This window comes from Kocuria coralli (assembly GCF_008831305.1).
Classification (GTDB): Bacteria; Actinomycetota; Actinomycetes; order Actinomycetales; family Micrococcaceae; genus Kocuria; species Kocuria coralli.
Genome location: NZ_ML708612.1, coordinates 143,030 through 167,196, shown reverse-complemented (window position 1 = coordinate 167,196; position 24,167 = coordinate 143,030). Strand labels below are relative to the sequence as shown.

17 protein-coding genes are annotated in these 24,167 nt (G+C 67.7%); 11 read left to right on the top strand and 6 right to left on the bottom strand.

The features are described 5' to 3' along the window. The first annotated feature begins 85 nt into the window (after positions 1-85). Positions 86-2,662 carry a leucine--tRNA ligase gene (gene leuS / locus FCK90_RS03990; protein ID WP_158032999.1) on the top strand — a complete coding sequence of 859 codons (2,577 nt, stop codon included), beginning with the start codon at positions 86-88 and terminating at the stop codon, positions 2,660-2,662. Between the two features lie 142 nt (positions 2,663-2,804). Beyond that, positions 2,805-3,707, top strand: a complete 903-nt coding sequence (locus FCK90_RS03985; protein ID WP_181954185.1) for a DegV family protein — start codon at positions 2,805-2,807, stop codon at positions 3,705-3,707. Positions 3,708-3,841: 134 nt separating this feature from the next. On the opposite strand, the gene FCK90_RS03980 is transcribed toward FCK90_RS03985, so the two are convergent. Beyond that, positions 3,842-5,779, bottom strand: coding sequence for an HNH endonuclease signature motif containing protein (locus FCK90_RS03980; RefSeq protein ID WP_158032997.1), 1,938 nt, complete (start codon positions 5,777-5,779; stop codon positions 3,842-3,844). A 317-nt stretch (positions 5,780-6,096) separates the two neighbouring features. On the opposite strand from FCK90_RS03980, the gene FCK90_RS03975 reads away from it, so the two are divergent. The 3 genes from FCK90_RS03975 (at position 6,097) to FCK90_RS03965 (ending at position 11,189) form a co-directional block, all read left to right on the top strand. After that, complete coding sequence (locus tag FCK90_RS03975) at positions 6,097-7,455, top strand: acetamidase/formamidase family protein (protein WP_158032996.1); 1,359 nt, start codon at positions 6,097-6,099, stop codon at positions 7,453-7,455. Between the two features lie 161 nt (positions 7,456-7,616). After that, a complete protein-coding gene (locus tag FCK90_RS03970; protein ID WP_220433266.1) occupies positions 7,617-8,540 on the top strand; it encodes a ComEA family DNA-binding protein in 924 nt (307 codons plus the stop codon). Positions 8,541-8,651: 111 nt separating this feature from the next. Beyond that, on the top strand, positions 8,652-11,189 hold the full coding sequence (locus FCK90_RS03965) for a ComEC/Rec2 family competence protein (protein WP_158032995.1): 2,538 nt from the start codon (positions 8,652-8,654) through the stop codon (positions 11,187-11,189). A 50-nt stretch (positions 11,190-11,239) separates the two neighbouring features. Here FCK90_RS03965 and FCK90_RS15990 read toward each other — a convergent pair whose 3' ends face one another. Beyond that, positions 11,240-12,085 (bottom strand): alpha/beta fold hydrolase, encoded by an 846-nt coding sequence (locus tag FCK90_RS15990; protein WP_158032994.1) that lies wholly within the window; start codon positions 12,083-12,085, stop codon positions 11,240-11,242. A gap of 57 nt (positions 12,086-12,142) precedes the next feature. On the opposite strand from FCK90_RS15990, the gene FCK90_RS15985 reads away from it, so the two are divergent. Then, positions 12,143-12,616 (top strand): MarR family winged helix-turn-helix transcriptional regulator, encoded by a 474-nt coding sequence (locus FCK90_RS15985; protein ID WP_158032993.1) that lies wholly within the window; start codon positions 12,143-12,145, stop codon positions 12,614-12,616. Between the two features lie 418 nt (positions 12,617-13,034). Here the strand turns inward: FCK90_RS15985 and FCK90_RS03950 are convergent, their stop codons facing one another. Continuing rightward, positions 13,035-14,345 (bottom strand): RNA polymerase sigma factor, encoded by a 1,311-nt coding sequence (locus tag FCK90_RS03950; protein ID WP_158032992.1) that lies wholly within the window; start codon positions 14,343-14,345, stop codon positions 13,035-13,037. Then, on the bottom strand, positions 14,342-14,737 hold the full coding sequence (locus tag FCK90_RS03945; protein ID WP_158032991.1) for a YciI family protein: 396 nt from the start codon (positions 14,735-14,737) through the stop codon (positions 14,342-14,344). The genes FCK90_RS03950 and FCK90_RS03945 overlap by 4 nt, the downstream gene beginning before the upstream one ends. Before the next feature lie 145 nt (positions 14,738-14,882). Here FCK90_RS03945 and FCK90_RS03940 point away from each other — a divergent pair, with 145 nt between their 5' ends. Continuing rightward, the gene (locus tag FCK90_RS03940) at positions 14,883-15,416 is read left to right on the top strand and encodes a mycothiol transferase (RefSeq protein WP_158032990.1); all 534 of its coding nucleotides are present in this window, start codon (positions 14,883-14,885) and stop codon (positions 15,414-15,416) included. A gap of 119 nt (positions 15,417-15,535) precedes the next feature. Here FCK90_RS03940 and FCK90_RS03935 read toward each other — a convergent pair whose 3' ends face one another. Next, the gene (locus FCK90_RS03935) at positions 15,536-16,408 is read right to left on the bottom strand and encodes an RCC1 domain-containing protein (protein ID WP_158032989.1); all 873 of its coding nucleotides are present in this window, start codon (positions 16,406-16,408) and stop codon (positions 15,536-15,538) included. A 27-nt stretch (positions 16,409-16,435) separates the two neighbouring features. Further along, positions 16,436-19,909, bottom strand: coding sequence for a MobF family relaxase (gene mobF, locus FCK90_RS03930; RefSeq protein WP_158032988.1), 3,474 nt, complete (start codon positions 19,907-19,909; stop codon positions 16,436-16,438). Between the two features lie 208 nt (positions 19,910-20,117). Here mobF and FCK90_RS03925 point away from each other — a divergent pair, with 208 nt between their 5' ends. The 4 genes from FCK90_RS03925 to FCK90_RS03910 all read left to right on the top strand — a co-directional run bounded on the left by FCK90_RS03925 (position 20,118) and on the right by FCK90_RS03910 (position 23,564). Then, positions 20,118-20,747, top strand: a complete 630-nt coding sequence (locus tag FCK90_RS03925) for a TetR/AcrR family transcriptional regulator (protein WP_220433265.1) — start codon at positions 20,118-20,120, stop codon at positions 20,745-20,747. A 5-nt stretch (positions 20,748-20,752) separates the two neighbouring features. Further along, positions 20,753-21,730, top strand: a complete 978-nt coding sequence (locus FCK90_RS03920) for an SDR family NAD(P)-dependent oxidoreductase (protein WP_246179965.1) — start codon at positions 20,753-20,755, stop codon at positions 21,728-21,730. After that, on the top strand, positions 21,699-22,523 hold the full coding sequence (locus FCK90_RS03915) for an SDR family NAD(P)-dependent oxidoreductase (RefSeq protein ID WP_136651693.1): 825 nt from the start codon (positions 21,699-21,701) through the stop codon (positions 22,521-22,523). Before FCK90_RS03920 ends, FCK90_RS03915 begins: the two co-directional genes overlap by 32 nt. A gap of 123 nt (positions 22,524-22,646) precedes the next feature. Further along, positions 22,647-23,564 carry a helix-turn-helix transcriptional regulator gene (locus tag FCK90_RS03910; RefSeq protein ID WP_206693972.1) on the top strand — a complete coding sequence of 306 codons (918 nt, stop codon included), beginning with the start codon at positions 22,647-22,649 and terminating at the stop codon, positions 23,562-23,564. The last annotated feature ends 603 nt before the right edge of the window (positions 23,565-24,167 follow it).

Genomic DNA, 24,167 nt, shown 5'->3' with positions numbered 1-24,167 from the left:
CCGGGCGACCGGGCGCGCCCGATCCGGCTAGACTGGCGCGGTCATCCCGCTCGTGTCCGCGTACCAGGCGCGTCCGTCCGGGGAGATGACCGAAGACCACCGTCACAGCTTGAAGGCGAGGCACGTGAGCACGCAGCAGGAGAACACCGGACCCGGGACCACGGCACAGGTGTGGGATGCCCAGGAGCTCGAGGCCCGCTGGGGCGACTGGTGGCAGGAGCAGGGGGTCTTCCGCCCGCTCGACGACGGCTCCAAACCCCGTCGCTACGTGCTCGACATGTTCCCCTACCCTTCCGGTGACCTTCACATGGGACACGCGGAGGCCTTCGCCATGGGCGACGTGGTCGCGCGGTACTGGCAGCAGCGCGGCTTCGACGTCATGCATCCGATCGGCTGGGACTCCTTCGGCCTGCCGGCCGAGAACGCCGCGATCAAGCGCAACGCGCACCCCGCCGAATGGACCTACAAGAACATCGAGACCCAGAAGGCCTCGTTCAAGCGCTACGCCATCGCCGTGGACTGGGACCGCGAGCTGCACACCTCGGATCCGGAGTACTACCGGTGGACGCAGTGGCTGTTCCTGCAGTTCTACAACCGGGGCTTGGCCTACCGGAAGAACTCCCCGGTCAACTGGTGCCCCAAGGACCAGACCGTGCTGGCCAACGAGCAGGTGGTCGACGGCGCCTGCGAACGCTGCCACACCCCGGTGACCAAGAAGGCCCTGAACCAGTGGTACTTCCGGATCACCGACTACGCGGACCGACTGCTCGATGACATGGAGCAGCTCGAGGGAAAGTGGCCGGAGCGCGTGCTGGCCATGCAGCGCAACTGGATCGGCCGTTCCCAGGGCGCGCACGTGACCTTCACGATCGAGGGCGCGGACTCGGTCGAGGGCACCGACTCGGCCGGTGGCGCCGGGGCGGTCTCGGAGCGCGATGTCACGGTGTTCACCACCCGTCCGGACACGCTGTACGGGGCGACCTTCTTCGTGGTGGCCGCCGACGCTGATCTTGCCCAGGAGCTCGTGGCGCCGGAGAAGGCGGCCGAACTGGCGGCCTACCGCGAGCAGGTCAAGGCGCTGTCGGACATCGAGAGGCAGTCCACCGAGCGCGAGAAGACCGGCGTCTTCCTGGGGCGTTACGCGGTCAACCCGCTCAACGGGGAGAAGCTGCCCGTGTGGGCCGCCGACTACGTGCTCTCCGACTACGGGACCGGGGCCATCATGGCGGTCCCGGCGCACGATCAGCGCGACCTGGACTTCGCCCGGACGTTCGATCTGCCGGTCCGGGTGGTCGTGGACACCGCGGGGGAGGACCCCGCGGAGACCGGCGTGGCCACCGCCGGGGAGGGCTCGCTGATCAACTCGGGCCCCCTGGACGGGCTGAGCAAGGCCGAGGCGATCGCCAAGGCGATCGAGATCGTCGAGGGCGCGGGCACCGGTGAGGCCACCGTGAACTACCGCCTGCGCGACTGGCTCCTGTCCCGGCAGCGTTTCTGGGGTGCGCCCATCCCGATCATCCACTGCGAGGCCTGCGGTGAGGTGCCCGTTCCCGAGGAGCAGCTGCCGGTGCGGTTGCCGGACGACCTGCGCGGTGAGCAGCTGGCGCCCAAGGGCCAGTCCCCGCTGGCCGCAGCCACCTCCTGGGTCGAGGTCGCCTGCCCCACGTGCGGTGGCGCCGCGCGACGCGATACGGACACCATGGACACCTTCGTGGACTCCTCCTGGTACTTCCTGCGGTTCGTCTCGCCCAACGACGACGACGCGGCCTTCGACCCCGGCGCCGTCCGGCGATGGGGCCAGGTCGATCAGTACGTGGGCGGTGTGGAGCATGCGATCCTGCACCTGCTCTACGCCCGGTTCTTCACCAAGGTGGTCCATGACATGGGCCTCATCGAGCACACCGAGCCCTTCGAGCGGCTGCTCAACCAGGGCCAGGTCCTCAACGGTGGCAAGGCGATGTCCAAGTCGCTGGGCAACGGCGTCGACCTCGGCGAGCAGCTCGACGAGTTCGGCGTGGACGCGGTGCGCCTGACCATGGTCTTCGCCTCCCCGCCGGAGGACGACGTGGACTGGGCTGACGTGTCCCCGGCGGGTGCGCAGCGCTTCCTCGCCCGGGCATGGCGCCTGGCCCAGGACGTCGCCTCCGTGCCGGGCCTCGATCCCTCGACCGGGGACGTGGCCGTGCGCCAGGCGACCCATCGCGCCATCGCCGATGCCGCTAGCGCCCTCGACAACCACAAGTTCAACGTGGTGATCGCCAAGACCATGGAACTGGTCAACGCGCTGCGCAAGGCGATCGACTCGGGACCCGGTGCCGCCGATCCCGCCGTACGCGAGGGCACGGAAGCCGTTGCCGTGCTGCTGTCCCTCGTGGCGCCGTACACGGCCGAGGACATGTGGCACGTCCTGGGCCACGAAGGCGCAGTGCTCCATGCCGGCTGGCCGGAGGTCGACGAGTCCCTGCTGGTGGACGACACCGTCACCGCGGTCGTGCAGATCAAGGGCAAGGTCAAGGACCGCCTTGAGGTCCCCGTGGACATCACCGACGGAGACCTCGAAGAGCGCGCCCTGTCCAGCCAGGTCATCCTCGGGATCATCGGGGAGTCGCCGGTCCGCAAGGTGATCGTGCGGGCACCGAAACTCGTCAACATCGTGATCTGAGCCCCGCCTCCTGGAGGGGCGGTGTCGCACGGTCGATCTCGGACCACCCGTATTGCACCGTGGCTCTCGCGTCACTGGTTGTGCCCTGTCGTCCTGTGTCAGGCTGGGGGAGCAGAGGCTCGACGATGCGGAGGGTGCAGAGGTGCGTGAGATCGTGATCGTGACGGATGATGCCGCCGCTCTGCCGGCGGAGTGGCTCGAGGAGCACCGGGAGGGGCTCGCCGTCGTCGGCATGCCGGTGATGGTGGACGACGAGGCATTGCCCCTGGGGGAGCAGAAGCTCCCGAGCTCTCTCCTCGTGGCGCTGGCCGAGGGGAGGAAGGTGACCACCTCGCGGCCGTCACCGGGTCAGTTCCTGCGCGTCTACGAGCAGCTGGCGGCCCACGGGTACCGCGAGATCGTGTCCGTCCACCTCTCCGCGGAGCTGTCCGGGACCGTCTCCTCGGCTCGTATCGCCGCCCAGTCCGTGGACGTTCCCGTGACGGTGATCGACACCCGCACAGTGGCGATGGATCAGGGCTTCGGCGTCATGGCGGCGTGGGAGGCCGCCGGCTCCGGTGCCGATCGCGACGAGATCGTGGCCGCAGCGCGTGGACACTGCGGGAACACGGTGCTGCTGTACGTTCCCAGTCTGGATCAGCTCAAGCGGGGAGGCAGACTGTCCCCGTCGATCGCCAGATTGGGAACGGCGCTGCAGATCAAGCCGCTGCTGGGTCTCAAGGACGGAAAACTGGCGCCGGTGGAGATGCCCCGGACGGCAGCGAAAGCCAGGTCCCGGCTCGTGAGCCTGGCAGTCGACGCGCTCTCGCGGAACGGCGCCGATCCGGGGGAGGAGAACGCTGGTAGCACGCACGTGGAGGGGGCCGCCCGTCCCGAGGTGGTGATTCACCATCTGGCCGACCCCGACGGCGCGCGCGAACTCGCGGACGAGCTGGTTCAGGCCTACCGGCCGGACGTGCGGATCACCATCGCCGAGATTCCGGCCGTTCTGGCCGCCCACGTGGGAATCGGCGTGCGCGCGGTCATCGTCCGGACCGCGCCGTGAGCATGGGGGCTGATTGTGAATTGTCGGGAAGCTGTCTTCTAGAGGCTCAGTCATTTAGGAGCCAGGTCCTTTAAAGACCAGGTCCTCTAGAAGCCCCGATCTTTTGTGAGCTCAGTGTTTTTAGGCCCAGCGGTCTAGAAGGGCGGCGGTTGCTCGTCGGGAATGACCGGCCCGGGCGGGGCCTGCGCGGGAGGTGGTGCGGCGTCGGATCGCAGTGGACCGACTCGCGGTGGATCAACTCGGAGCGGACCGACTCGGAGCGGCTCGGCGAGGTCCGTGGTCTCCAGGATGGCCTTCCACCCGCGATAGCCGGTGGCGGTGGTCCGTACGGTGCCTAGCGGGCTCTCGACCCGAAGGGACCCGGTGCGGCTTCCGCCTTCGGATGGTTCGCCGGCCCCGGCCGTGGAACGTTGCGTGATGGTCCAGGTACCGAAGGTTCCAGGATGGTGTTTGGTGCGGTGGTGGGCTCGGCAGAGGCACGCCAGATTCCCGGCGTCCGTGCACCCGCCGTGTTCCCACGCCGTCGTATGGTCCAGGTCGCAGGCCGTGGCGGAGCGACGGCAGCCGGGGAATCGGCACGTCTCGTCCCGGATCTCCAGGAGCCGGCGCAGGCCGGCGGGCACGCTGTAGGTCTCCCGGCCGTACTGCGTCACGACGCCGGTGCCGGGGTCGGTGAGGATCCTCCGCCAGGACGCAGCGCTGGCCGCGATCTGCACGGCGACCTGTGCCGGAACCGGTCCGTACCCCAGCAATTCCGGTGCTATCGGGCCGGTCGCGATGGAGCCTGCAGGTACGGAGCCCGTTGAGGCCGAGCCCGTTGAGGTCGAGCTCGTTGATACGGGGTCTCTTAATACAAGATCTGCTGTATCCGGCTCTGTCGGGGCGGGTGCTGCGTCAGGCGGCCCGTCCGGTGGGCCGTTTCCCTCAGCCCTGTCCGGACGGTCCTGGCCAGCAGCCTTCGGCGAGGCCCCGGTCGCAGTTCGCTTCCGGGCACCCGGGGCCACGTCCCGTGGCCGCAGGTCAGGATCTGCGGCGGTCAACACGGCGGCGGGAACCAGGACGGTGACCTGTCCGCGGACCCCGCGCTGGAGGCGCGAGCCGACAGGTGGTTCGGCGTCCAGTAGCAAGTCGGTGAGCACGTCGGCCCGGCGCTGGGCGATCGACCGCCGGTCCATAGGCCCCGCAGCCTGTTCGTCGTCGGGCGATGGACTCGGCTGCTGCCCGGGCCCGCTGCCCGGCCGCTGATTCCGGGCGAGCCGGTCGATCCGGTCGCATACGGCGATGGCTTTGTGGGCTTCCAGGACCGCGTGCAGATGGGCCATGCCGTCCTCCTCGGCGGTGACCCATACATTCCGGTCCAGACGCGCATTGCGGTGGGCACGCAGCGCTGCGGCTACGCCCAGTTCCTTCCGGCGGCGGTGGCCGTAGTCATTGAGCTGGCCTGGGGAGCAGAACTGAGCGCGGTCCACCATTTCCCGGACCAGCACATCGGCCGCTGGCACCGCCGGATCCGCATTCTCGGAGTTCTCCCGGTCTTCCGCGACGACGGGAGTCCGGGCGGCCGGATCGCACGAGATCGAGCTCCAGTGCCGGATGATCACTTGTGCCTGGGCCCAGCTCAGGCATCCCGAGGTCAGTCCCCGCAGAACCTCCGGGAGATGCTCGGTGACGATGATGGCCTGATGAACCAGCAGGTGAGCGGTGCCCCGGGGGATCAGCAGCGCGACCTCGACCTCGGCGACCGTTTCCTGCACCGCGTTCTCCCGCAGGATCCGCAGGGACATTGCCAGGTCGTGAGCTCCGTTAAAGGCGCTTCCGGGGCTGTCTCCGCGGCGATGCTCTCTACCGGCGCCCCGTTGTCGCTGCCGTGCTCGGGCCTGTTCCTGAGCGACGTCCAGAGTGTGGCTGAACAGCTCGCCGATCGCGCGTAGCTGCCGGGCCCGGCCCGCTGCCTCCGCACGCGCCCCGTCGCGAACCTCGGCCACCAGCCCCGCAGCGAGCCCCCGGTCATCGCCCAGACGGCGGGGCTCCTCCTGATCCCGCCGTGGGTTCTGGTTCTCTTTCCGTGCCATACCCCATGGTCCCAGGAGGGTCAGACATCACAAGGAGCGAATAGCCCTGAAAACAGCATCGCTGCAGACAATATGAACAAATATGACCTATCGATATCAAACAGAACCGAACGACAGATTCGCACTTCTCATGAAAGGGTGCGCACAGCCCTATTCACGGGTCCTCGTCGCCGGACATGACCGGTTCCGGCGGCGTAACACCACCGATACCTCCTCTCCATCACCTGGGAATGAAAGAGCGAGACGCTGCCTGAGCAGGCCGGACGCCACGCGTCGGCCCTAGCGCCCATGACCCCAACACCCCGAGGAGAGCCACGATGGTCGATGCCGTTGGACGCGATGCAGCAGAAGTATTGGAAAAGGGCGTGGGCCGCCGCAACCTGATCCACGCCGCTGCCGCGCTGGGTGCGGGATCCTCGATGATCGGGGCCATGAGCGCCTTCGGCAGCCCGGCCTCCGCGGGAGCCCCGGGTCCCGTCACACCCTCGCCCGGCGGTGAGATCCTGCAGCCAGGGCAGGGCGTCATTCGCGGTGACCACTACCTGGCCCCCGAAGCCGATCAGGTGCTGTGGGGATACGTTCCCACCGTGCACAGCGATGCGGCCCTGCGTATGCGCTCGGGCCAGACGGTGACGATCGATGCGCTCTCCCACGAGGGCATCATGGAGGACCAGGGCAGGGACCCCGTCGGCTACTTCGGCGAGCAGGGCGTCGGCGAGGACCAGGTCCTGGCCGATGCCATCGACATCGCCGCCCACTACGACCGCACGCCCCGGGACTTCGATGCCGACGGCCCGCACGTCGTCGTCGGTCCCGTCTTCGTGGAGGGGGCGGAGCCGGGGGACGTGCTGAAGATCGAGACCCTCGAAGCCACGCCGCGCGTGCCCTACGGAGTGGTCTCCAGCCGCCACGGCAAAGGGGCGCTCGGCATCACCGCCGACGGCGCCGCCCCGGACGGCATCGACCTGGGCGAGGTCATGCCGCCCGTGGAGACCGACGGGCGCCAGAGCGGAGACCCCACGGCTTACGGGAACGTCTCCACCTTCACCGCCGTCCGGGACGGCAAGGGCGTCATGGGGATGGGCGGGGCCGAGGTGAGCTTCCCCCTGCGGCCGTTCATGGGCATGATGGGCGTGGCCTACGCCGATGACGCTGGGCTGACCTCGCCCAACGCCAACTCCATCCCGCCCACGCTCGGCGGCGGCAACATCGATATCCGGCTCCTCGGCGAGGGATCGACGTTCTACCTGCCCGTCTTCACCGAAGGCGCCCTGTTCTACGTCGGCGATCCGCACATGGCGATGGGCGACGGCGAAGTGGCCCTCACGGCCATGGAGGGCTCGCTGCGGGGGACCTTCCGACTGACGGTCGCCAAGCCGGGTTCCGGCGACGCGCCCTCCGTGGCTCACAGCTACCCCTTCGCCGAGACGGCTGACTCGTGGATTCCCATCGGCCTATCCGACCCCGACGGCGCCCAGGACGGCCAGGGCAGTGACCTGAACATCGCCATGCGCCGGGCAGTGGTCAACGCGCTGGACTTCCTGGAGAAGGACCGCGGCATGGACCGGGCCCTGGCCTACGCCTACCTCTCGGCCGCGGCGGATTTCGTGGTCTCGCAGGTGGTGGACCGGACCGTGGGCGTCCACGGTCAGATCTACAAGTCTCACTTCGCCTGAGCGCATCAGTCACCGAACCCCGTCAGGTCCCGTCTGTGCTGGCTCCGTGTCCCCGGTGATCCTGGCTCCACACTCATGAGCCCGGCCCCAGTGCCCGGGCGTCCCCTCCACGGTGCTGAGGCAACGGGCTGATCTGCCGGTCCCGGTGATGGGGTGGGGGCATGAGCCCCGTCAACTACCGAGGAAGACGCCGACTCGGCGCTGATGAGCCGGTGGAACGCCTCCGCGGCCTGCTGGCCGACGACGAGCGTTCGCGCACGGATCCGGAGACGGGCGAGATCAGGGCGGTCGGCCCGGACTCGGAGATCTCGGAGTCCGCCGCGCCCCTGCCCGCGGAAGAGGCCGCCTCGTCGTGGCGAACGCCCGTTCGATGGCGTATCCCCTGGGCGGCGGTGGCGCTCGCCGTGCTCGCAGTGGCTGCGGTCCTGATCACGGTGCTCTGGCCAGGCGACAGTCCCGGAGAGCCAGCGGATGCGGTCACGGCTGAACTCGGCACCCCCGCCGCGAAAGACGGTGGTCAGGATCCTGTGGCCGTGACTGCACCAGATGCCGAGGGCCGATCCGGGACGGAGGCCGGTGACGGGTCGTCGCAGGACCCTGCCTCGGTACACGTCGTGGGGGAGGTGCACCGCCCCGGAGTGGTCGAGGTTCCTGCGGGGGCGCGGGTCCAGGACGCCGTCGACGCCGCGGGCGGGCTCACCGAATCCGCCGTCGTGGACCAGGTGAATCTCGCGGCCCCGGCGGCAGATGGCTCGCAGGTCTTCATCCCGGATGCAGCTGCAGCAGAGAGTCTCCCCGTCCCGGTGCCGCCAGGGGGAGCAGCGTCCGGGGGACAGGCGCAATCGGGGGCTGTGGGTACTGGCGGAACAGCCGAGGGCCAAGGGGCATCTCAGGGTCTGGTCAATCTGAACACGGCCACCGTCACCGAACTGGAGACCCTGCCCAAGGTCGGCCCAGTGCTGGCGCAGCGCATCGTCGACCACCGCGATCAGGTCGGCGGCTTCCGGAGTGTGGCCGAACTCGACGACGTCTCCGGCATCGGCCCGGCCATGATGTCGGCCCTCACCCCGCTGGTCACGGTGTGAGCCGCGGTGCCGGACGCGGACCGCAGGATCAGACGGAGGAGGAGCCTGGAGGGTGCAGCGGACCGTCTCCGCCGGCCCGGCGGCGGGCCGAGTCCTCTTGTGAGGTTCCTGGTGGACTGGCCCGAACGTCAGGCATCCCGTAAGCAGGCCGCGCGCGACCGCGAACTGCGCGCTCTCCGCCCGACCTGGGATCTCCGGCTGGTCCCCGCCGGGATCACGGCCTGGGCCGCCGCGCTTCTGGGCGCCGGCGAGGTGATGAGCAGCCCGCCGGCGCCTCATCTCGTCGGAGTGCTGCTCGTGTCCCTCGCGGCCGGCTGCGTGGCACTCAGCAGAACCCGAGCCCGCCGGGCGATCCCGGCCGTCATCCTGTGCTCCCTCGTGGCATCCGCGGTGCTGGTGGTCGGCTGGCAGGATCGTGCCGCCACGGAGCAGTCCCACGAACGTCTCTTCGCCGCCGAGGGCTCCCAACCCTCAGAGACCCCTCCCGTCCGGCTCGAACTGGCGATCGAGGACCGTCCCTCGGCGTGGGTCGCCGCCGACCGGTTCTCGGGTGGGGATGGCGGAGAAGCCGCCACGGGCGTCGTCGTCCCGGTGCAGCTGGAGGACGGCTCCCAAGGGACGCTGTTCGCCGATGACATGCGCTGGGCGACAGTGAAGGCAGGTCAGACGGCCGAGGTCGTGGTCACTGCCGAGCCTCCGCGCGCGGGCGATCTCGTACTGCGGGCTGCCGGGCCGCCGTCGGTCACCGGCCTGGTCGAGCGGGACGGGCTTATGCAGTGGCTCGAGGAGGCCAAGGCCCGCTTCATGGCCGCGACCCTGGCGCACGGTCCGGATGTCTCGAGTCTGCTGCCAGGCATGACCTACGGTGACAGGTCGGGTTTCGACCCGGCACTGGAGCAAGCCATGAAGGACACGGGGCTCACCCATCTCACGGCGGTTTCAGGTTCCAACTGCGCGCTCGTGATGGTCCTCGCCGGGCAGATCGCCTTGAGCCTGGGTGCGCGCCGTCGCGGCTGCATCCTGGCAGGGCTCGGTGCCCTGGTGGTATTCGTCCTGCTGGTCGGCCCGGACCCCTCGGTGCTGCGGGCCGCGACGATGGGATCGGTGGCCGCCGTGGGTGTTCTAGCCGGTCGGGCGGGCGCCTCGCTGGCGGCTTTGAGCGCCGCCATGTGCCTCCTGCTGACCGTGGACCCGGGGCTGGGCACGGACTTCGGGTTTGCCCTGTCGGTGTGCGCGACGGCGGGCATCGTCATCACGGGCCGGCCCCTCATCCGGATCCTGGACAGGTGGCTGCCCACCACCCTGTCCACCGTCGTCGCGATCCCCTTGGCCGCCCAGGTGTGGTGCGCACCCGTCCTGAGCTTGCTGACCCCCACGGTCGCCGTGTGGTCCGTGCCCGCCAATGCGGTGGTGGCCCCGGTGGTTCCCGTGGTGACGATGATCGGGCTGGCCGCTCTACTGACCGTGGGTATCGGCGGGGTACTGGGCCAGGCAGTGGCGGAGACGCTGATGTTTCCCGGCGGGTGGATGGTGCAGTTCGTCGCGGGGGCCGCCCGTTTCTTCGCGGGGATCCCGGGGTCGGTCGTTCCCTGGTGGGAAGCTCCCACGGGGCCACTGCTCATGCTCGTGATCTCCGCGGTAGTCGTCGTCGTGATCAACCGCCTCGATGCCCGGAGCGCGGCACCAGTCACTTCGGGCTATGCACTCCCCGGTCCGGCGCCCGGGCCCGTTCCCGAGGACGATTGGCTGCTCGCCCGGCGCAGTCGCCTCCGGTGGAGACTGGCCGCAGCCGGAATCGTCGTGGTGTGCGTCGCCAGCCTGCTGGCTCTCTGGGTGTTCCAACCGGCTGCTCGTACGGACTGGCAGGCCATCGCCTGCGACGTAGGTCAAGGGGACGCACTCTTGCTGCGGGGCACCGCGGAGACCGGGACGACGACCGTCCTGATCGATGCCGGCCCCGACCCCGCTGCCATCCGCCGGTGCCTGCGGGACGCCGAGGTGGAAACCCTGGATCTCCTGATCCTCACTCACGATCATGCGGATCACGTCGGCGGCGCCGCCGGCTTGGACCAGCAGGTGGAGATCTCGCGCATCTGGTTCTCCACGGGGACGGGCAGGGCACCGCAGGAGATCTCCGGGTGGGATACGCCTTCCGAGACCCCGGTGCCGGGGACGGTCCTGGAGGGGCCGGGGCTGAAGCTCCGGGTCCTGGGCCCGCTCACACAGCCGGCTCCCGCGGTGGATTCCGGTGGCGAGAACAACGCATCCCTGGTGATCCGGGCGGAGATCACGGAGCGGGAGGGCGACGATGCCATCGTCGTCTCCTGGCTCGCCGCGGGCGACATGGAGGAGGACGGTGCCCGCCGGCTGATCGGTGCCTACGGCGCCGACTCCGGAGGTCCGCTGGATACCGACGTCCTCAAGGTCTCCCACCACGGGGCGCGCAACGGCGGCGTGGAGATCATCGATGCGGCCACTCCGCTGCTCGCGGTGGTCTCCGTCGGCTCGGACAACACCTACGGCCACCCTCATCCGGCCATCACGGGGCACCTGGCGGAGGCCGGAATCCCGCTGGCCCGCACGGACCAGTTGGGGTCCGTGGGCCTTTTCCACGACGACGGCGGCCTCACGGCAGAACCTCTGCACTAGGCAGGAGGCAGAGCTGTAGGGGTGCGAAAGTGGTTTGCGTCCTCTGCATCTCACAAATCGTGGTTGCGAAGAAACTCGGTAATGGCGGCGTTGAAGGCGGCTGCGTTCTCCAAGTTGGGGAAGTGGGCGCTGCCGGGTACTTCTCGGTAGTGGCCAATAGACACGGCATCGGCGAGGCGGCGCCCCGGGGAACGATGGTCGGTACTGTCGTCCGCACCTGAGAGGGCGAGCACCGGTACTTCGATCTGGTTCAGACGCTGCCAGGTCTCGGTCACCGGCGTCGGGGGCGTAGGCGGCACCGGAACGCCGTCTTCACCGGCGATCACGTGGTGGGTGAGTGTGTCTCGCACCATGGTTTCGACCAGATCCCATACCGCCGTGTCGACATCGACCGGCTCTCTTTCCGGTCCGTGGGTGAAGCGCATGAAGGCCGTGATCCACGCCTCGGGGTCACCACGGACTTCTGCCTCTTTCCACGCCGCGAGCGTGTCGAGCGCCCACGGGTCGGTGAACTCGATCTCACTTGTACCGGTTCCGCTGACCACGAGTGCGGACACCCGTGAGGGATGCTCTAGCGCGACATCGACTGCCGTGCCGCCTCCCATGGAGACTCCGACGAGTACAGCGCGTTCGATCTGGAGTGCGTCGAGCAGGTCGACCACGTCATCGGCGAGACGGTAGGGAGTGGTCGCATCCGAGGAGGCACCATGTCCTCTAGCATCGGGAGCCGCGATGCGACGACCGGGGAACGCCGAGAATTGGGGCAGCCACATCCGGTGGTCGACGGCTCCGCCGTGCAGGAGCACGAGCGGGGTCCTCGCCGGCTCGCCCGGCGACTCGACGTAACCGATGCGGTGGTCGGCCAGTTCAAACAGACGAGTATTCAGAATCGTCATGACAACTAAGGTGTCATAGTTTGGAGGTTGTGACAACTCAGGTGTCATACTGAGGCCATGGACCGCCCGCTCGACCCCGACACTCTCGCCCATCGGCTCGCGGACGTTTACGTTGCGCTCGGGCCGGTGTACCGCAAGGTGGCTCGCATCGTGGAACGAGATCAGTCCGTCATGAGAATGTCCGTGGGAGTCCGCGCCGTGCTCGACCAGCTCCGCCGCGAGGGCGAGTTGACCGTGCCGCAAATGGCACGAACACAGGACCTCAGCCGCCAGTTCGTGCAGCGCATGGTTAACGATGCCGGCGAGGCGGGTTTCGTCGAACTCATCGCGAACCCGGCACACCGACGCTCCTCCCTGGTACGCCTCACGTCCGACGGGCGCGACGCCATCGAGGCCGTCGCCGCCCGGGAGCATCGACTCATGGGCCGCGTAGGGGGCGACATTACGGGCGGTCAGCTCGATGCCACAATGCAGGTCCTGACCCACATGCTGGAAGCCCTCAGCGAGATCGAACAGCACTCCGCTCCATAGCCTCGATGTAGCGGGCGTGCCGCACTCATACGTCATGCCACGGCCATGCAACCGGCGAAGCTCGGTGAGGCGGATCGGACGTTCCCCAGGTCACGGGATGGCGACGGGTGTCTCCCGCGCTCTGTTGCCGCTGCCGATGGCGACCGATTGCTGTCGACGCCTCCGGCCGGCGACTACGCGGAGCAACGCACGCTGTGGGGAGCAAAAGTAGTGCGGTCTTGATCGGCATGTTTCTACGGTTCTGAGTCTACGTTGGGCGGCGAGAGTGTGGATGGTTGTTGTTCAGGCTGACCGGAAGTCCAGGATGGCCTGTATTTCGGCTTCGACTCGCTCGTGATCGAAGCGCGGGAGACCGAGTGCTGTGGCGGTGGCGCGCGACCGAATGGCCGGGAACTGGCTCGCTCGCTGCTTCCCTTGATCATGGTTCATCAGCTGTATGCCGCAGGTGGATGCGTGCTGACAGTAGAACGCGGGTTAATGCGGTTGCCTCGGCGTGGACGGCGTCGGCCTGCAGCCGTGTGATCTGGCTGTTGAAGAAGCGTTGTTCGGGAATGTTCGTGCATAGCCGGCTCGCGGTCTTGTATGCGTCTAGCGCCTCTCCGTGACGACCGCAGGCTTCGAGGAGCGGAGCCCGTACTGCGTGCAGGCGATGACTACGGTTCATACGCGGATCGTCAAGGAGCGGTTCCAGCATGCCCAATGCGCGCGTCGGCCCTTGCGCTTCGCTGACGGCTACGGCGTAATTCATGGTGACGGCTGGCGACGGGGCGACCTGGGCGAGCATGGCGTAGAGTTCCGCGATCTGCTCCCAGTCCGTGTCCTCCCAGCCGGAGGCCTCAGCGTGTACTGCCGAGATCGCCGCCTGCATCTGGTAGGCACCTACCGGGCCGGTGGGCAGTGCCTTTTCGATGAGGTCGATTCCCTCCGCTATCGCTTCCTGATCCCAAAGGGTACGGTCTTGCTCCCTGAGTGCCACGAGGTCGCCGCTTGCCGTGATGCGGGCAGGGCGACGCGCTTCGCTGAGCAGCATCAGGGCGAGCAGTCCGGCGGTCTCCGTTTCGTCGCGGAATTCCTGGTGCAGGAGCCGCGCCAAGCGGATCGCCTCGGTTGTCACCGCAGCGTCGAGCAGTTGTTTGCCGCCGGCGCGGCTGTGTCCAGCGGTGTACGTCAGGTACAGCGCGTGCATCAGGGCCGGAAGGCGCTCTTTCTGCGAAGCGGGAGGCGGGAATCTTCGGTGGTGCATGTCGATGATCGCCTTGGCTCGGCTGATGCGCTGACCGGCGGTGGAGGACGGAATGAGGTACACGGCTGCGATCTGCTTGGTAGTGAGTCCGAGCACCGTCCTTAACGCGAGTGTCACCTGTGATTCCGGCGTCAGTGCGGGGTGGCAGCACAGGGTCAGGACTTGTAGGGAAGCATCCTGTTTCTCGACCATCGGTTCGCCGTCGACCGTGTGGCTGGCCTGATCCAGTGTGGCCGCACGACGTTCGCGGCCTCGTCGCGCCGTGTCTTGGCGTCGGGCGTCGATGAGGCGTCGCGATGCCACGCGCAGCAGCCAGCCTCGCGGCTTCTCCGGCAGGCCTCTCGCGGGCCACTGGCGGGATGCTTCGATCAGGGCCTCCTGCACGGCGTCCTCGCAGGCGGCGAAGTCGCCGTATCTCCTGATGAGCGCAGCGAGGACGTGCGGCGTCTCGCGTCGCCACACGTCCTCGCCGACTGTGGGAGTCATTCGTCGCCGTCGCCTCCGGGCCACATCACCGGCCGCAGCTCGACGGTCTCGCCCGGCCCCGCGAACTTCGCGGCGATCTCCTCGGCACGGCTCGACGAGTCGACGTCGATCATGAAGAACCCGGCGAGGTGCTCCTTGCTCTCTGCGTAGGGGCCGTCGCTGGATGTGGGCTCCCCTGCACGCCATCGGTAGAGCTTGGAAGCGGCTGGGTCTCCGAGCGCTTCGCCGCCAAGCAGTTCGCCGTGCTCCTGCATCTGACCGAGCAGCGACTCGAGGTCGGCGTTCATCTTCTCGCGCTGTGCCTGCGGCAGCGCCTGGTACTCCGCTAGGTAGTCCCCAGTCGGGTGGCCCCAGGGCTGGGGGTTCGAGTGGATCAGGATCACGTACTTCATTGATCTGCCTTTCGTCGAGAGCCGCCTCTCGGCTCTTCTAGTGTGACATCGGAGCCCGCCGATCATTTTCGACACGGCCCACGCATTCGCGCCAGATGTCGAGAGCACGACGCCGGTCTCGACCTATGAGTGAACGTATCCGCAGATCTCAGGAGGAACCCATGACCATCAGCAACCATCCGCTGCTCCGCGCGCTGTCCGTGCAGGTGGAGCGGGTTCACATCCTCGCAGGACTTCAGAGAGCGAGCTCCGCCGACCCGTTGTGCAGTCGGGATGGTCTCCGCTCGGCATGAGCGTCCACGTCCGAGAGGGAGTGCGCGGCTTCTTGGACGAGATCATGCTTGGCAACACTCCCTACTACCCAGTACCAGGCGACTTCGAAGTCGATCCCTGTCTCAGTGGCGCTGAGATGCTGGAGCGGTTCGAGCACGTCACCGCATCCGCGCTCGAGGGTGTCGTGCATCTCCCGCTGGATGCCACTCCAACGAACTGGCCGACAGATATCTTCGGTGCGTGGCGTCTGGAAACGCTCGAAGAGGTGTTCTGCCACCTCCTCGGAGAAACCAGCTGTCACCTCGGCCACCTCGACATCGCCCGCGAACTCATCGACGGGGCAACCTGGGACTTGGAATCGGGAACCCTGAACCGTCAGCGGGGCCTTCCACAGGGTCAAGACTGAACCCGACGCGCTGACTACACCAGAAGGAAGGAGTACAAGCGCCAAAGCGCTATATGGAGTTGAGAACGCTGTGGGGGCGCAAAAGTAGTTGCGTCTTGATCGGCTTGTTTCTGCGGTTTTTAGTCTACGTCAGGACGGCGGATGTTTGCCCACGATGTGACATCTCGTCTGCCATCGGCAGTATTGCCAGCACTGACGAGGGTGCCATCGGCGCATAGACCAAGCGTGTGGGCGGAGCCTGCTGCGATCGCGACTACGTGCCTCCAATCTGCGACATCGCACTGTCCGTGACTGTTGTCGCCAGCGGCGAGAACACGACCGGCTGCGGTCACACCCACGGTGTGATGGCTGCCGGCGGCGACCGCTACGATCTCCTCCCATTGGCCAATGTCGCCTGCCCCAGACGCTGGGGTTCCGGTGGTGAGGACTCGCCCGTCGTGCTTCAGACCGATCGTCTGGACGCAACTGGCGGCGACGGCGGTGAGGTTCCGCCAGTCCTCCACCACGCACTGTCCTCGCTGGTTGTTGCCGGTCGCTATGGCTGATCCGTCCTCGCGTAGGCCAACTGAGTGCCAGTCTCCGCACGAGACCGCTGTGATGTCCCGCCAGGTCTCCACGTCGCATGCGCCCTCGGCAGTGCGCCCGGTTGCCAGCACCGTCCCGTCTGAGTGGACACCGAGCGTTCGTCGCCAGCCCGCTGCTACGGCGACGATGTCTCGCCATCCACCGATGTCGCACTGCTGATCCTGGTTCCACCCTGTCGCCAGCACGGTGCCGTCTGCGCGAAGAGCGACGGTGTGCGATTTGCCCGTGTTCCTGGCGGTGTGAACATTGCCTGCTGCGACGGCGATCACGTTCTCCCAGCGGTCGACATCACATTCACCGGCTCTGCCATCACCGACAGTGACCACAGTGCCGTTCTGCCGCACCGCAACCGAGTGCCGCCGGGCTGCTGCCAACACCGATCCGCGCCCTCGAACTGCTGCCTCCACACCATCAGGATAGATGCCCGAGCATGTCTACATCCCGCGCGTCGGCCCCTCGCGGCCTGGGTCGTGGCGGTGGGGGTCGTGTTCGAATGCGCCTGGCAACTGCCGTTCTCGCTCCGTGGCCTCGTGCCGCGTGCGCTCTCGCGCGGTGTTCTTGGTCTCGATCAGATGAGCGGCGTCGTTGATGGGGAGGGCGCGGAGTTCATCGGCCTCTGAGCGTAGGAGCGCGGCCCGGTTCTTGGCGTCGTGTGCTTGACGGTCGGGGTTGGTGGTGCGGCGCATCCCGTACCGGGCTGCCTGGGCGTGCTCGGCCCCGTACTCGCTGAGGAGCAACGCCGTGCGCTCATGCCGGTGCCGCTTCCGCATCGTTTCGCGGTCGGCGGTGGCCCCTTCGACGCTCTCCACGGCGTCGGTCACGCGGGGGTCACTCTCGGCGCGGTTCGCAGCGACCTTGCCCGCCCACTCGGGGAGACGATCAGGGTTCGCCGGTGTGGTGCCCCACTCGCCGCTGACGTGGCCGCGCAGCGTCTGGGTGCGTTCGGTCGCGGCCTGGTGCTCGGTGCGGGCCTTGCGCTTGCCGAACCTGCCCACCGTGGCGAGGCGACCACTGGCGGTGGCCTCGTCTGCGACGGCATCGAGGTAGTTGGCACCATCAGTCTTCGCCTGCACGGTTAGCGGCCCGGTGACCTCGGCACGCACCTGCTCGGCGGCGTCCTCGGCCTTGCAGAGCACAGCGGCGCTCTCGTCGTCCTCGGCCTGGTGGGTAGCGCGTTGGGCGTCGAACCTCGCGGCGATCTGCTCCCACCGTTCCGCCGCCCGTTCTGCACGCTCGGTCTCGTGGTCGAGGCGGGCGAGTTCTTCGGTGACCAGTTGCACGGGGCCGTCTGCGATGAGGCCGCGCACGGCTTCGGCGGCTTGGGCGGTGGCGTGGTCGAGGCCCCGGTCTGCCGGGTCGCGTTCCATCGCTTCGATGAACTGCGCCCGCGCATCCGCGATGTCCTCGGCCACAACGTGGAGCCGGTTCGTCTCGCGGCCTCGGGTCATGCCGACGTAGACGCCTGCCGCGCTCGTCGCCTCGCTGAGCGTCGTGTGAGAGCTGCCCACGGTTGCGCCTTGGACGCCGTAGGCAGTCGCGGCGTAGGACAGGTGCGCGTGCTCTCCCACATACTCCGCCGGGAGTTCGACGGTGCGGGGGTTCTTGCGCCCGCTGCCGACCTCACGGGCATAGACGGTGCCGTCGTTCTCGACGTGCTGGACGATCCACTGCTGCCGGTTCGCCACCCCCACCTCGCTGTCGTTCTTGCGCGTCTGGATGAGGTCACCGGCTCCGATGCTCAGCCCGTCGCTGCCGGTAGCCGTCACGGTGTCGTTGACCTCGCCCGCCTCGACCCTCCCGGCGCGGATGCGCTCGTTCAGGGCGGCGGCCTCGTCGTTGGTCGCCACCGTGATCGCCTCACCCTGGCGGGCGGTCTCGGTGATGTGCTCGTGAGCCTGCTCATTGTCGGCATGCAGGGTCACGAGGTTCATGGCGGCGAGCCGGTCGAACACCTCGCCAGGGTTCGCCCGGTCGCGCATCGCCAAGGTGAGGGCCGCGTACTCGGGATCGGTGAACCTGTGGAGTTCGCTCATGTCGTAGGTGCGGCCCCTGATCTGCGCGGCCATGTCGAGCACGCCGCCCCTGCCGACTGCGGGCAACTGCGCCCGGTCACCGACCAGCGCGACCGTCGCACCGGCCTCGGCAGTGACGGTCAGCAGCGCATGGGCGGTGTCTTGGTCGAGCATCCCAGCCTCGTCCACAACCACCCGCTCACCCCGCGACAGGCGGGCCTCTCGCGGCGGGCCGGTGTAGACGCCGCCGGTCATCGGGTCAGTGTCGCCGGGGTTCAGGCGAGTCCAAACGCCATCGTCGTTCCATCGCCACCCGTGCGCGTACACCAGCGCCGCAACCGAGGTCGCGGGCACTTCGAGTTCGTCGTGGGCGATCTGTGCCGCCCGTTTCGTCGGCGCAACCACCCGCGAGGCCCTGCCCTGTTCGGCGGCGACCTCAATGGCGGTGCGGAGCATGGTGGTCTTCCCGCTGCCTGCTGCTCCCTCGACGATCACGAGCGGATCGGTCGAGGCGACGGCAGCCGCCGCTGCCGTCTGCCCGGCATCCAACCCCGCCGCGTGCGCGGCTTCGGTCACGTCAGCGGGTTGCGGCTCTTGCTCTGGGGTGCTGGCGGTGAGTTGGTCGCGTAGCGCGGTCTCGGCGGCGACCACGCCCACGCTCGTCAGGTGAGCGACATGCTCCGGCATCGCCGAGCCTGGTGGCAGGATCGAGAAGCAATCGTCGGTCGCAAGATCGGTCGCAACCGCGATGAACTCTCGCAACTGTGCCGGTGCCGCCTGCACGCCCGCCTCGGTGGTGATGCGGGTGACGTGCTCCTGCACGGTGTGTCGCGTCCACGCCGATGCACTGGCGGCGCAACGGTCAAGCGCACGACTGGCGACCTCCTGCACGGCGAGGTCATCCAGCGATGCCGAGGGTTGCACGGCCCTGCGTTCAAGGTGCTCGGGGTCGTAGCCGGCATCGGTGAGTTCCTGCCGCCACCACTGCTCGTTCTTCAGGTCGGCGGGCTTCTTGCCGGGCCTCTGGTGCGCCCACGCGATGCCCTGCAACCTGGCCGTCATCACCGGGCCGAGTTCTTCGCCGGGATGCGCGGCTTCCCATTCGGCTTCGAGTCGGTCAAGGTTCTTCTTGATCTGTGCTGACCGCTTCGACATGACGCCGTTGAACGGCTGCAACTCCGTCACCTCACCCGATACGGGGTCGAGGGTCAGGCCGTGCTCCGCGAGCGTCTGGGCGAGCTGCGGGTGTGCGGCGATCACCGCCGTGCCGAGGGCTCGTATCGCGCCTTGCTGCTTGAACAGTGCAGCGGTGTCCAAGGCTCGCCACTTCCCGGCCGCCCAGATGCGCGTGCCGATCTGCATATGGATATGCCGGTGCGGATCACCCGCACGCGAGGTCTTATGCGAGATGCCGACCACCTGCATCTGCTCGATGGGCACGACCTCCCGCGCATCCCTCGGCCCCGCCCTCGTCACCGAGTGCTGACCCAACCAACGGCGAATCTCGGCCAGGGCGTCCTGCTGCGCGGCGTCCAGCGCCGCCGAGACTTCGGGGTAGAGGGCGGCGGCGACCGACAGCGACTTGGGGGCGTTGATCGTCATCTCCGCGAACAACGGCGACCCCTTGCTGCCCTCGCCCGGCTTGCGCGGGGTGCCCATCTGCTCGCCCGTGACCGGGTTGACCCAGTCCACCCATGCCTCGTACTCGTCCGCCGACAGCGACCGGGCGGCAGTGACCTCGCCCGCGCGGTCGAGCACGGCGCACTCGGCTACCGCGTTGTCTGTGCCGAGGTAGTACTCGTCAGCCCGCGAGCGGTCGGCCTCGACGTAGCGGCGGGCGGCGGCACCGTTGCCGCGGAACAGGAGCACGCCGCCTTTCATCTGGGCCTCCCTCATGAGTCGTCTCATGAGGGAGGTGCGCACGCCCCACCAACGGTGGCATCCGTGCATCCAGTAGTTGAGGAACGGCGATGAGCCTGAGATGGCGGGGCGGTCGGACAGCGTGCGAGGGCGGGCGCTTGAGGTTCCGGTTGTGGAGAGTGGAGCAGTGAGGTAGGTTGTGAAACGAAGTCGTTTCGTATTGGAAAAGTTGGATGGTGTGATCGTGGCGCAGAGCGAAGACAAGCACGCAGCATCGCGGGGTCGGCCGGTCAACGTTGAACTCACTCCCGCGATCATGGAAGCGGTGCTGTCCTTGCTCGCGGATGAGGGGTACGCCCGGTTGACCACCGCTCGGGTCGCCAAGCGGGCCGGGGTCTCGACCGCGACGCTGTACCGGCGGTGGCCCTCGAAGCGTGATCTATTGCTCGCGGCGGCGGAGCAGATCGCTGAGTCCGAGACGGCGGACATCGACACTGGCTCGACCGAGGGCGACTTGCGGGAGTTGTTCACGCACAAGCGGCGCGTGCTTTCGGGCAGGATCGGGGCGACCCTGGTGGCGCTGGTGGGTGAGTCGGCGCACGATGCAGAGTTGGCGGGGATCGTGCGGACGAGCATCTTCGACCCCACCCGTGAACACTTGGCCGCGATCCTCGACCGCGCACGGGCACGTGGTGAGCAGGTGGGTGCCGATGCCACCGCTGCCGCGCATATCGTGGTCGGCTCGGTTCTCGCCCGTGTCGCCTTCGCCAGCGCCGAGGGCGACGGCGGACTGCTCCCCGAGAGCGACGTTGCGCTGCTCGTCCAAGCCATTGCGGGGCCTCGGGAACGTCAGAATCGCGAGGCGGGTCGGTGACGGGCGTGGAGCAGACGGTCGTGATGACCGGGGCGAGCCGGGGTATCGGTCGGATCGCAGCAAGGCAGATGCTTTCTGCGCGGCCGGAGACTCATCTTGTGCTGCTCAGCCGCAACGATCCGCGCGACCTCGTAAGCGAGTTGCAGGCTCACGGCGGCAGCGTCTCGGTCGTCCACGCCGACCTGTCCTCCTTGCAGAGCGTGGCCGACGCGACCGACGCAGTGATCGACCTCGTGCAATCCGATGGTCTACCGCCGATCCGTGGGCTGGTGTGCAATGCCGGGGTGCAGCACACCAGTGCGCTCACCGAGACGGTCGATGGGTTCGAGTCGACGTTCGCGGTCAACGTGCTCGCGGGCCATGTTCTGGTGCGCAGGCTCCATGACCACCTGCACCCGCAGGCGCGGGTTGTGGTGACCGTCAGCGATACGCACTTCAGAGGCTTCCGGCACAACCTCGGCATGGTGCCCGGCCCCAGATGGCAGCCGGTCGAGATGCTCGCCAAAGTCGGCGCATTCCCCGATCCGTCGAGCACGAAAGCGGGGCGCACTGCGTACTCGACCAGCAAACTCGCCGCGATCTATCTCGTTCACGAATACGCTCGCCGCCTCTCGGTAGACCGAACGTTCGTTGGCTACAACCCCGGCTTCGTACCCGGCACCGATCTAGCACGAGACGCCGATCCTATCTCGCGATTCGCGATGCGCTGGATCATGCCCGCGCTGACCCTCACCCCGTTGGCAACGTCGCCGGGCAAGGCTGGGCGCTTTCTCGCTGATGCGGCACTGGGCGCGGTAGCGGCGCCCAACGGCGCCTACATCGACCGCCACAAGGTCGCGCGCTCCTCGCCCGAGTCATACGACCCTGGGCGCGAGCAAGACACCTGGGAAGCCGTCGAAGCGCTCACCGCAGGCTTCCTCTCATCGGCCACGGACAACGAGGGGAACACCGATGCGCACCATCGTCATCACCGGAGCCAGTGACGGCATCGGCGCGGCAGCCGCCCGGCAACTCGCAGACACGGATGCTCGGCTCATACTTGTCGGGCGCTCACCCGAGAAGACTCAGGCTGTCGCCGCCGTCACGGGCGCGGAGTACCACTTGGCCGACTTCACGAGACTCGACGAGGTACGTCGCCTCGCAGAGGTGCTGAACGAGAGGTGCGACCGGATCGACGTGCTGGCCAACAATGCGGGCGGCATGTTCTCCGGCCCCACAACTACTCCAGATGGCTTCGAGAAGACCTTTCAGGTCAATCACCTCGCGCCGTACCTGTTGACGCATCTGCTGCTCGGCAAACTGCTGGACAGTCGGGCAGCGGTGGTGAACACCTCCAGCATCGGGGCACGGCTGTTTGGGAGCATCAATCTGGATGATCTGAACAACTGGCAGGACTTCAAACCGAACAAGGCCTACGGCGACGCGAAACTCGCCAATGTCCTGTTCACCAAAGGCCTGCACGACCGCTTTCACGACCGAGGTCTCTCGTCGGTAGCGTTCCATCCTGGCAACGTCGCAACGAACTTCGCGTCTGACACCGACAGTTACTTTCAGCGGGTCTACCACGGGGTGCTGAAGCGTTTTCTCATCTCCCCGCAGCAGGGCGGCGTACGGCTCCGGCACTTCATCGACGGCAAGCCGGGAGATGCCTGGGTTTCGGGTGAATACTACGGAACACCGAAGCGAGTGGGGCGCACCAACAAGCAGGCCGACGACCCAGAGATGGTGCGTGAGCACTGGCAACGCAGCGCAGACATGCTCGGTATCCAATGGTGACACCCCACCATGCGCACTGTCCCGCTTCCTGCCGCACAGGAGGGGCAAGCGCGCAGTTCCGCGCAACCGGCTCGGCGGCAGCCGCTGCAGCCGCTACTCGCTATCACCAAGAGCATGCGGCGGATGAGGGAAGCAACCACTTTCAACTGTGTGAGATTCATCATCGTTCGTGACGGCTCCGCCATCCTCTCAGGCGACTTCGATCAGCAGCCGATCAATGTCGGCGACATCGCCCTGCTGGGCGCGAGCGTGACGTGCGCTGCGCAACCCGAGACGCGGGTGACGGTGACGACGGTGTATCTCGACGCCGACTACGCAATCGATCTGTTCTACTGGCAACACACCGCACTGCTCCTTGATCGGCTCGAAGCGCAGGACGTTGCCGCGACCGTGTTCGCGGAACCGGTGCAGGTGCTTCGCATCGGAGAGCAGCGACTCGGGGAACTCGTGCCGTGGCTGGACGAACTGGCCGAACTCAGCAGTGCTGGCAACCCAGCGGAATCGTTCCCCCGAATGCAGGCGCTCTGGTTCCTCATCGCTGACGCGATCCGCCCGTTCCTCACGACCACGCCCGTGTCGCAGGTGCTGGCGCAGTCCGCCAAGGCTCGGCCCCGGCCGCTGCGCAACCGCCGTCTCGCCGCTCCGGTGCGGGTCGAGGCCTTGACAGTGCGCGACGCGCTGCGCCGCGACATCGCCCGCCGCTGGCTGCTGAGCGATCTGGCGGAGATGGTGCATCTGTCCCCGAAGCAGCTCGTGCGCGTGTTCTCCATCGCCTACGGCCAGACTCCCTGCGCGTATCTCGGGCGGCTGCGGGTGGAGGCGATGGCGCGGCTGCTGCGTGAGGAGAACCTGACTGTGGATGCCGCCGCGCATCGGGTGGGCTGGTCACGCAACCAGGCATCGGAGATGTTCGTCCGGCACGTCGGTGTCACGCCGGGCCGGTACCGCCTCTACGGACTCCCGAACACCATTGTGGGAAGCGGTGCGCACCTACCCGGTGAGACCCATCCGTCACGCCCCGAGAACAGGCACCGACCATGACCACGCGAAGCGCGCCACAGCAGGCCAAGCGGCGGCATCGCCGCGCCCTGCTGGTGGCTGGTCGCGCCGGTGACGGTCGTGCAAAATTTGCACCACCGTCACCCTCGGGCCGGTCGCGCAGGGTTCCGCCGATTCCACGGCACCGCGCCACCAGAGGCTTCGCCCGTCAGCACGTGGAGCACGGTGGCGGCAATTTGCCGGAACCGTGCCACCTGGACTTTCGTGCGTGGCGGGTGGTCAACGGGGCCGCAAATCTTGCGGCCCCGTTCAGCCTGAGCCTGCCGATGACGGTGGGAGAAAACTTCCCGCGCCGTGCGACCAGGCGTTGCACTCCGTCGGCCTGCGGTGACGGGGGTGCGACGCTGGCACCCCCGTGCCGCCTCCGGCTTCTTCCGGCATCCACGGGGGTGCAAAATGTGCACCCCCGTTCGAGTCGAGGACTAGGACTCGCGCCGGACAATGGGGGTGGAAAATTTCCGGCCCCGTCGCCACTCCTGACGGTGGTGGCAAATTGGCCCCACCGTGTGACCTGGGGTTTTACCGATCCGTGCTCCCTCGCGGTGCCGCCACGGTGACGGTGCCGTGAGGCGCTGACCTCGGTGG

Excerpts from the sequence above, each read along its gene's own strand:
- mobF (WP_158032988.1), bottom strand. The coding sequence starts at position 19,909 with ATGAGGGAGGCCCAGATGAAAGGCGGCGTGCTCCTGTTCCGCGGCAAC.
- FCK90_RS15990 (WP_158032994.1), bottom strand. The coding sequence starts at position 12,085 with ATGACGATTCTGAATACTCGTCTGTTTGAACTGGCCGACCACCGCATC.
- FCK90_RS03975 (WP_158032996.1), top strand. The coding sequence starts at position 6,097 with ATGGTCGATGCCGTTGGACGCGATGCAGCAGAAGTATTGGAAAAGGGC.
- FCK90_RS15985 (WP_158032993.1), top strand. The coding sequence starts at position 12,143 with ATGGACCGCCCGCTCGACCCCGACACTCTCGCCCATCGGCTCGCGGAC.
- FCK90_RS03950 (WP_158032992.1), bottom strand. The coding sequence starts at position 14,345 with ATGACTCCCACAGTCGGCGAGGACGTGTGGCGACGCGAGACGCCGCAC.
- FCK90_RS03980 (WP_158032997.1), bottom strand. The coding sequence starts at position 5,779 with ATGGCACGGAAAGAGAACCAGAACCCACGGCGGGATCAGGAGGAGCCC.
- FCK90_RS03910 (WP_206693972.1), top strand. The coding sequence starts at position 22,647 with ATGAGGGAAGCAACCACTTTCAACTGTGTGAGATTCATCATCGTTCGT.
- FCK90_RS03970 (WP_220433266.1), top strand. The coding sequence starts at position 7,617 with ATGAGCCCCGTCAACTACCGAGGAAGACGCCGACTCGGCGCTGATGAG.
- leuS (WP_158032999.1), top strand. The coding sequence starts at position 86 with ATGACCGAAGACCACCGTCACAGCTTGAAGGCGAGGCACGTGAGCACG.
- FCK90_RS03945 (WP_158032991.1), bottom strand. The coding sequence starts at position 14,737 with ATGAAGTACGTGATCCTGATCCACTCGAACCCCCAGCCCTGGGGCCAC.
- FCK90_RS03915 (WP_136651693.1), top strand. The coding sequence starts at position 21,699 with ATGCGCACCATCGTCATCACCGGAGCCAGTGACGGCATCGGCGCGGCA.